The sequence below is a fragment of the Nonomuraea deserti genome (genome assembly GCF_004348685.1).
In the GTDB taxonomy this organism is placed as follows: domain Bacteria; phylum Actinomycetota; class Actinomycetes; order Streptosporangiales; family Streptosporangiaceae; genus Nonomuraea; species Nonomuraea deserti.
On record NZ_SMKO01000123.1, the window covers coordinates 22,120 to 28,841 of the forward strand.

Genomic DNA, 6,722 nt, shown 5'->3' on the forward strand with positions numbered 1-6,722 from the left:
CGGACAGTGTGCGCCGCTGGCCCGTTCACCCCGAACCCGGCCCCGGCGAGGCGCTCACCTCCTGGCTCGGCCGTCTCGCCGGGCTGTACCGCCTGTCGGTCGAGCAGTTACTGACTCACAACCTCGGCCCGGCGTCGGCACAGTTCGACCGCAGCGCAGACCTGGACTACCAGACGCCCACGAGCATCGTGTACGCGCTCGGTGCCCGGACCGGCATCGAGGTGGGCCGGCTGCGCCGGATGACGATCACTGGCCGACACCCTGAATCCCGTCGACGGCCAGGCTGCCTTCTCTGCCTATGTCCGGCAGGACTCGGTTCTACTGCCGCCAGGCCGGGCCGGATATCACGTCGTCAAACGCTGGGTGCCCTGGCTACCAGCGCAGAGTCGCCCGTGGCGGACGGCACGACGGGTCTGCCCCACCTGCTCAGCCGACCGCGGCATCCTACTGCTCGCCGCGCTGCCCCTCATGATCAGCTGCGCGGAACACGGATGCCGCCTGGAATGCTGCTGGACGAGGTCAGCATGGTCGCCTCCCGGGCCGGCCCCGGCGCGGCCGCCCTCCTGCACCAGATCTGGGACGCCGCGGACTTGCCGTTCCGGGCTGGCCTGAACCTCTGGCGGCCGTACGAGCGACTGGGCCCTGCGCGTCAGGAAGCAATGCTGCAGGCTGCGGCCACCGCAGTGCAACTGGCCGCGAACGGGAGGATCACTCCCTGCGGCACGCTCGGCTCAGCGCTGCAGGCCGCATCACATCGGCGGTGAGGCAACGCGTGTGAGCTGGTCAGCCCTACGAGAGCGGCCTCGGCTTAGCCGATGAGGTTCACAGCGCGGCGGAAGGTCGCGGCGGCGGCTTCCAGGTCCGTAAGGACCTTGCGCCAGTCCGCGGTCTCGTCCTCATCCATGTCGACCCAGTTCTGGTCGCCGAACTTGCGGGCGAACTCCGCGATGTGCTCGGCGGTCTCGGCGAGCCTGTTCAGCACGGTGCGGGGCTTGACGAGCATCGGAACAGAAATCCGCGCTAGCGAACCGTCGTGACTGACGTTGGCGTGACTTTTCGTTCGGATGCGTCTTCTGTGACGACGGTCCTCTGAGCCGTATCGCATCAGGCGCGTACACCTGCGAGGCCTGGAGGCCGCTATGAGGTGGTCGGCGCCCTGTGTTTCAGGGGCGTGCGTCGAATTGGGCGCGGGCTTCGAAGACGCGGTCCATGTGCGTCTCCGCCCAGTCCTTGATCGCGATCATGACCGGGAACAGTTCATGGCCGAGCGGGGTGAGCGCGTAGTCGACGCGGACCGGTACCGAGGCGGTGACCGTGCGGGTGACGAGTCCGTCGCGCTCCAGTGTCCGCAGGGTCTGGGTGAGCATCTTCTGGCTGACGCCGGCGATGCGGTGGGCGAGCTCGCCGTGCCGCTGCGGGCCGCTGGCGAGCGCCGGGATCACCAGCGCGACCCACTTGTCGGTGAGTCTGCTCAGCAGCTCACGGGTCGGACAGCCTTCCAGGAACGCGTCGTAGTCGCGTTTGGCCTGTTCACGGCGTTGTGCCGCGGTCGTCGTCGCCATCTTCCCTCCTGCGGTGCCCTAGGCACTTCACGGTGCCTACTTTCTCACAGTTCCTTTGATTCGTACGGTCGTGTGATCACGAGGTCCCACGAAGGAGACGGCAATGCGCGCAGTCAGCTATTCACAGTTCGGAGGGCCGGAGGTCCTGCACGTGGCCGACGTGCCGGTGCCCGAGCCCGGGCCGGGGCAGGTGCGGGTCCGGGTCGCCGCGTCCGTTGTGCACCCGGTCGACCTGATGGTCCGCTCCGGTCGGTTCCCGGCCCCGCTGCCGACCGGTTTGCCGTACACGCCCGGCTGGGACGTGGCCGGCACCATCGACGCTGTCGGCCCATCGGTCGAGGAGCTCGCGATCGGCGACGAGGTCATCGGCTTCTCGCCATGGCTGCAAACCACGGTCGGTGCCCACGCGGAGTATGTGGTGCTCGATGCCGCCTGGCTGACCTCCGCACCCACCGGCGTCCCCGCCACCGAGGCGGCGACTCTGCCGACCAACGGTCTCGCCGCCGCCCAGGCCCTCGACCTGCTGGCGCTCCCGGCGGGTTCGACCGTGCTCGTCACCGGCGCCGCCGGACAGGTCGGCGGCTTCGTCCTGGCGCTGGCCCGGGCGACCGGCCTGCACGCCACGGGACTCGCCGGAGCCGACGACCGTGAGTTCGTCGAGTCGCTGGGCGCGGCTTTCCTGCCGCGCTCCGGCGATCCGATGGGGACGTTCGACGCGGTCATCGACCTGGCGGTGATCGGCCCCTCGCTGCTGGACGTCATCCGCGACGGCGGCGGCTACGTGGCCGCGTCACCCCCGCTTCGCCCGGAACCGGTGCGGGGAATCCGGACATTCGCGCTGGAGGTGCGACCCGACGGATCCCGGCTGGGCGAACTGGTAAAACTCGTCACCAGCGGCGACATCCCGCTCCGGGTTGCTGGCGTGTACCCCTTCACTGACGCGGCGGCCGCCCACGACCGGCTGGCCCAAGGCGGCGTGCGCGGCGGCGTGGTGATCGTCCCGGGGCTTGAGCAGCAACCGAATGGCCAGTCACGTTAAGGAGCCCGGCGGACGCCTCTTATCGTGACTAGCCGTTCTGATGCGGGTGGTCGTGGGATGGCTGGTAGAGCCCCCAGTCAGTCGATGAGGTTCATGGTGCGGCGGAAGTGGCGGCGGCGGCTCCAGGTCCGCGAGGATCCTGCGCCAGTCGGCGGTCTCGTTCTCGTCCATGTCGACCCAATTCTGGGCGGCGGACTCGCCGGCGTGCTCGGCGGTGCGGCCAACTTGTTCAGGACGGTCCCGGCGCTCATGCCGCCCGTGGGGTGACCTGCCCACGTAGGTGATCTTGTTTCACCAGGCGGGGGACCAGGAGGGTGTGCGTCGGAGGTGGGCTAGGCTGTGCGGCGATGATTACCGGGACGGCATTGCGCCACACACGGATTGGTGACCCGGTGCTCTCCTGAGTGCCGTACGGGCCGGTGCGGGCCCGCTGTACGATCGAGGACCTTGCGCTGCCGCGCGGGCTCCGCCTCCGTCGTGTTGATCACAGGTTCGGCACATCAACCACGACAGGAGCATTCATGCCCACCAAGACTCTGCAGATTTCCACCACGGACGGCCAGGCCGACGCCTTCGCCGCATTCCCCGACGGTGGCGGCCGGCACCCAGGAGTGCTGATGTACGCGGACGGCTTCGGCATCCGGCCCGTGCTGCGGGAGATGGCCCGCGAACTGGCCGGGCACGGGTACTACGTGCTCGTTCCCAACTTCTTCTACCGGCAAGGCCCGGCACCAGTGGTCGAGCTTCCCGAGCACATCGGAGAAGAGGCCCGGCCCGCGATCTTCGCCCAGCTGATGCCCTTGATCGAGGCGCACACCACCGAACGCATCCTGCGCGACGCCGACGCCTACCTCAGGTTCCTCACCACCCAGCCCGAGGTCAGCGCCGGACCAGTCGCGGTGACCGGCTACTGCATAGGCGGCCTCCTGGCGGTGCGCACCGCCGTGGCCCACCCCGGCCAGGTGGCCGCGGTCGCCGGATTCCACGGCCCCGTGGGTGCCGTCGGGCCCGACAGCCTTTCCAAGATCACTGCCCAGGTCCACTTCGGCCACGCCGAAACCGACATCACGCCCGAGGCCCTCGGCGAGCTCAACCAGGCCCTGGATGCCGCGGGTGTTGACTACACCTCCGAGATCTACCCCGGCACCGTCCACGGCTTCACCATGTCCGACACCGACGCCTTCAACCCCTCCGCCCTGCAGCGCCACTGGGACCGCCTGCTCCTCCTCCTCGACCGCACTCTGGCCAACAGCTGAGGCTCCGGCGCCTCGGAACCAAACCCGAAGTATCGGCCTGGTCAGCGGGGGATGTCTTCGGCGGCCTCGGCGGCGCGCTGGGCGTCTGTGAGGGTCTTGTGGACGACGCCGATGGAGACGTCGACTCCGGCGGCGATGGTGCGGATGGATTCGCCGCGCTGGCGGCGGGCGAGGATGGCGGCGCGTTTGTCGTCGTCGACGCCGGGTCGGCGGCCGCCGACCCGGCCGCGTTTGCGGGCGGTCTCCAGGCCGTTCTCGGTCTTGCGGATGATGTCGCGGCGACGGTCCTCGGCCAGGGCGAGCGCCAGGTCGAGGATGAAGGAGCGTTCGGTGTGCTCCCCGACCGCGATGCCCTCCAGGACCTTGACGCCGACGCCTTGCTGGAACAGGTCGTTGAGGACGGTGAGTCCTTCCAGGAGGTTGCGGCCGAGCCGGTCGACCTCCTGGACGGTCAGCAGTCTCTGCTGGCAGCGCCTGTGCGTCCTGCCAGCGCCCACCTGACCAGCTCGAATGTGTCCCGCCGAGAAGAGGAAGGAGTGACCGGCAGCCGCGCGGTCCCGTGGAAACCGCCGCCCACCGAGCGCCTCGGGCGGCCACCCACACCCCGGCACACGAGAGAAACAGGCGATCAGGCGGAAACCTCCGCCATGCCACACAGCTCAATCGAGACGACTGTCTCCTGAGTCATCGAGGTTATCTCCAGAGCGCGCTGCGGTAATACTGCAGCGGCACCGCTGGCCAGCACGAACGCCGTTAGAACGGCTGGGTTAGCTGTCGGTGCATGAGGGCCAGTGGTCTAGTGCCCACTCGTGCCAGCCTGGCCACCCTGCTGGCGGGGCGGGGATCTCACCGCCGCCGAGTTCGGCGGCGTCAGGCACCTGGAATTGCTCCCGCCAGGCGTCCACGTCGGCCTCGCTCATCGGGAATGTCTGGTGCGGTGTCGTTTCCTGACGGTGCGCGATGCGGGCGAGCTGTACGCTTTTGTCCACGGGAAGGTAGATCACCTGGCATGCTGCGCCGGCGGACCGGGCCAGCCAGCGCAGTGCCGACCGTTCGTCGCGGCCCCAGAGCCCGTAGTCGAGCACGACGCTGGTCCCCAGCCGGAGCGCCTGCAGGGCGACCGAGATGAGCCGGCCTTCGAGCACCCAGCGCTTGCCGTCGGCCATCGAATCCCCGAACAGCGGGATCATCCAGTGATCCGGGGTCAGCCGCAGCGCCTGGTGCGCTGCGGCGAGTTCCCTGGCCCGGGTGGTTTTCCCGGCTGCGGGGAGCCCGACCATCAAGATCAGCGTAGCGGCACGCGGGTCGTGTGTGACGGCGGGTCCGGCTGTGGACGGGCACGGGAAAGGTTCTTCGTACTGTGAACCGGAACGCTGCGACTGAGACATGACTCCCCTGATCAGGCAGGATGGCCCGGCAGCACGGGAGTACGCTCGTGACTGCCGGCAGGACACTGATCCGGCGGTAGATCCTGGGCACTGCCCCCTGCAGGGGCAGGCAATGAGGCCGCGGTTACGGCAGCCTCGGTACCGCCGCTAAGAGGCGGTCCGGGTAGTCATGGCAGCGCAGCAGCACATGCCTTCATCCTAGCCGGGCCGCGACGACGCCCTCACCCGCGTCAAACGCGTGGCCCGCTCCACCAGCTTCGAGGAGATGCTCGACGCCGAAGGCGCCGCCAACGTCAACCCCGACAGCCCCCCGAGAGCAGCAGATGGCCAAACATCCGCCGCATCTACGGCCCCGAGAAGGAAGCGCTCGGCGTGCTGGCCATCGAGATCGAACTCCTCCAGCCCGCCAGCGCATAACGCAGCAAACCCCACAACGGATCAGGGGTGTGCCGCAGCATGCAGACCACTTCGCGCATCCGTGCAGACGACTTGGGAAACCGACAATGGTCGCGACGAGCGACCGGCTGGCGCTGAAGCGGGACGGCTGGAGGGACGCCAGCCGCTCGGGGCGCATGAGGAAGGCGGATCACGGGGTTCGATGGCGGACGACAGGTCGCTCATGGGCCCTCGTCTTAATAATCAGGACGTCGTTCGGATTATCAAGACGCTAGGGCTCAAATCGCCATTACGGCTTTCGCGCGCCTCATCCGCTAAGGTCCCCGTGGGCGCGCGCGACCGGCCGAAGTCACCCGGCCAGAGCCGCCACGACCGTCGCGCCCCTGGCGTGGCGGCCACGGGGCGCGGCGGCGTGTGAGGCGTCAGGCGGTGACCGCGCCGTCGGAGGCGGAGCGGACGGTGGCCACGTACTTGGTCAGCACGCCGCGTTCGACCTCGCGTTCCGGCCGCTGCCAGGAGGCGCGGCGGCGGTCCAGCTCGGCCTCGGGCACCAGCAGGTCGAGGGTCGCGGCGGCGCTGTCGATGACGATCGGGTCGCCGTCGCGCACCAGCGCGATCGGCCCGCCGTGGTACGCCTCGGGGGCCACGTGCCCGATGACCAGGCCGTGCGACACGCCGCTGAAGCGGCCGTCGGTGACCAGCGCCACGGACTCCCCCAATCCCTGGCCCACGAGCGCCCCCGTGATCGAGAGCATCTCGCGCATGCCCGGCCCGCCCGCCGGGCCCTCGTAACGGAGGATGACGACGTCGCCGGGCATGACGCGGCCCTCCTGGATGGCGGTGAAGCACGCGTCTTCGGAGTCGAAGACCTTGGCCGGGCCTTGGTGGCGGAAGTCGTCCTTGCCGCCCAGTTTGAGTACGCATCCGTCGGGGGCGAGTGAGCCGCGCAGGATGGCCAGGGCGCCGCGGGGTTTGAACGGGTGTCGTGCGCTGGCCACGACGGTCTGGCCGGGTGTTTCCTGGGCTTGGGCGGCGACGTCGGCGAGGGTGCGGCCGTCGATGAGGGTGGCGTTCTCGCGGA

General features: G+C 69.3%; 7 protein-coding genes and 2 pseudogenes. 4 read left to right on the forward strand and 5 right to left on the reverse strand.

Annotated elements, in window-relative coordinates; translation table 11 throughout:
* Positions 1-8: 8 nt before the first annotated feature.
* Positions 9-269 (forward strand): annotated as a pseudogene (locus E1292_RS55920) (TniQ family protein); the annotation flags it as partial.
* A 234-nt stretch (positions 270-503) separates the two neighbouring features.
* A complete protein-coding gene (locus E1292_RS54250; protein WP_246090507.1) occupies positions 504-764 on the forward strand; it encodes a hypothetical protein in 261 nt (86 codons plus the stop codon).
* A gap of 44 nt (positions 765-808) precedes the next feature.
* Here E1292_RS54250 and E1292_RS33240 read toward each other — a convergent pair whose 3' ends face one another.
* Both E1292_RS33240 and E1292_RS33245 read right to left on the reverse strand, forming a co-directional pair.
* Complete coding sequence (locus tag E1292_RS33240; protein ID WP_132600279.1) at positions 809-1,003, reverse strand: hypothetical protein; 195 nt, start codon at positions 1,001-1,003, stop codon at positions 809-811.
* Positions 1,004-1,163: 160 nt separating this feature from the next.
* Positions 1,164-1,562 carry a winged helix-turn-helix transcriptional regulator gene (locus E1292_RS33245; RefSeq protein ID WP_132600282.1) on the reverse strand — a complete coding sequence of 133 codons (399 nt, stop codon included), beginning with the start codon at positions 1,560-1,562 and terminating at the stop codon, positions 1,164-1,166.
* Between the two features lie 151 nt (positions 1,563-1,713).
* On the opposite strand from E1292_RS33245, the gene E1292_RS33250 reads away from it, so the two are divergent.
* Together E1292_RS33250 and E1292_RS33255 are read left to right on the forward strand one after the other, a co-directional pair.
* The gene (locus E1292_RS33250) at positions 1,714-2,601 is read left to right on the forward strand and encodes an NADP-dependent oxidoreductase (RefSeq protein ID WP_246090508.1); all 888 of its coding nucleotides are present in this window, start codon (positions 1,714-1,716) and stop codon (positions 2,599-2,601) included.
* A 521-nt stretch (positions 2,602-3,122) separates the two neighbouring features.
* Positions 3,123-3,857, forward strand: coding sequence for a dienelactone hydrolase family protein (locus E1292_RS33255; protein WP_132600288.1), 735 nt, complete (start codon positions 3,123-3,125; stop codon positions 3,855-3,857).
* Between the two features lie 41 nt (positions 3,858-3,898).
* On the opposite strand, the gene E1292_RS33260 is transcribed toward E1292_RS33255, so the two are convergent.
* The 3 genes and pseudogenes from E1292_RS33260 to E1292_RS33275 form a co-directional block, all read right to left on the reverse strand.
* Positions 3,899-4,354, reverse strand: a complete 456-nt coding sequence (locus E1292_RS33260; protein WP_220447180.1) for a recombinase family protein — start codon at positions 4,352-4,354, stop codon at positions 3,899-3,901.
* A gap of 270 nt (positions 4,355-4,624) precedes the next feature.
* A complete protein-coding gene (locus E1292_RS33265) occupies positions 4,625-5,137 on the reverse strand; it encodes a P-loop nucleotide/nucleoside kinase family protein (RefSeq protein ID WP_246090509.1) in 513 nt (170 codons plus the stop codon).
* A 926-nt stretch (positions 5,138-6,063) separates the two neighbouring features.
* A pseudogene (locus tag E1292_RS33275) lies at positions 6,064-6,722 on the reverse strand (dihydroxy-acid dehydratase); the annotation flags it as partial.

Coding starts and splice junctions, on each gene's coding strand:
- E1292_RS33255 (WP_132600288.1), top strand. CDS start 3,123: ATGCCCACCAAGACTCTGCAGATTTCCACCACGGACGGCCAGGCCGAC.
- E1292_RS33265 (WP_246090509.1), bottom strand. CDS start 5,137: ATGGTCGGGCTCCCCGCAGCCGGGAAAACCACCCGGGCCAGGGAACTC.
- E1292_RS33245 (WP_132600282.1), bottom strand. CDS start 1,562: ATGGCGACGACGACCGCGGCACAACGCCGTGAACAGGCCAAACGCGAC.
- E1292_RS33240 (WP_132600279.1), bottom strand. CDS start 1,003: ATGCTCGTCAAGCCCCGCACCGTGCTGAACAGGCTCGCCGAGACCGCC.
- E1292_RS54250 (WP_246090507.1), top strand. CDS start 504: ATGCTGCTGGACGAGGTCAGCATGGTCGCCTCCCGGGCCGGCCCCGGC.